2 protein-coding genes are annotated in these 888 nt (G+C 67.1%); both read right to left on the reverse strand.

Going from position 1 to position 888, the window contains the following annotated elements; genetic code table 11:
* Positions 1-39: 39 nt before the first annotated feature.
* Positions 40-525, reverse strand: coding sequence for a glutathione peroxidase (locus AVR91_RS40940; protein WP_063277513.1), 486 nt, complete (start codon positions 523-525; stop codon positions 40-42).
* A 16-nt stretch (positions 526-541) separates the two neighbouring features.
* The coding region (locus tag AVR91_RS40945) for a DUF1957 domain-containing protein (protein WP_143254267.1) at positions 542-888 on the reverse strand (347 nt) is incomplete at its 5' end.

Consider the following 888-nt stretch of genomic DNA (forward strand, 5'->3'; position numbering starts at 1 on the left):
ATTCGGGGACTTTGGTCACCGAATACCCGGAAAAAGGAATCAGCCGATCGTGGCGTCGATCGCCTTGGTGATCGTCTCGTCTTCGGGTTCGGTGCGCGGGCGGAACCGGCCCACCACTTCACCGGACGGGGCGACGAGGAACTTCTCGAAGTTCCACTGGACGTCGCCGGCGGCGCCCTCCGCGTCGGCCGCCTTGGTCAGTTCGGCGTAGAGCGGGTGACGGCTTTCCCCGTTCACGTCCAGCTTTTCGAACAGCGGGAACGAAACGCCGTACGTCGTCGAGCAGAAGGTCTGGATCTCCTCCGCGGTGCCCGGCTCCTGGCCCGCGAACTGGTTGCACGGGAACCCGACGACGGAGAAACCCTTGTCCGCGTAGCGTTCCTGAAGCTTTTCCAGCCCGGTGTACTGCGGGGTCAGGCCGCATTTCGACGCCACGTTCACCACCAGCAGCGTCTTGCCTTCGAGCGCGCCGAGCGTGGTGTCCTCGCCCGCGAGCGTCTTCAGCGGAATGTCGTGGATCCCCATGGTGATGCCCCTTTCGTCATTTCCTCAGCAGGTCGCGCGCGTCGACGTGACCGAACGGCCCGTCGTCGCGCCGGAACGCGGCCGCGGTCTCCCGCGCGCGGTCGAGCGCACCGTCCCGGAGCAGTCCGGCGAGCGTGTCGAACCGTTCCGTGTGCACTTTCGCCCGCCGCCGTGCGTAGTCGGCGGCGGAGTCCTTGGTGACCATGAACGCCCAGTCGCTCGAAAGCGCCAGCATCGCTTCGGCCACGGCCTGATCGCGGACGGCGTCGCGCGTCGTGGTGTCCATTCCGGCGACGAGGTCGAGCATCCGGTCCTGCAGCGCGGTGTTGTCCCGCACCATGTCGGCGACCTGCTCGCCGTCCC

Source organism: Amycolatopsis keratiniphila subsp. keratiniphila, assembly GCF_001620365.2.
GTDB classification, from domain to species: Bacteria; Actinomycetota; Actinomycetes; order Mycobacteriales; family Pseudonocardiaceae; genus Amycolatopsis; species Amycolatopsis keratiniphila.

Coding starts and splice junctions, on each gene's coding strand:
- AVR91_RS40940 (WP_063277513.1), bottom strand. CDS start 525: ATGGGGATCCACGACATTCCGCTGAAGACGCTCGCGGGCGAGGACACC.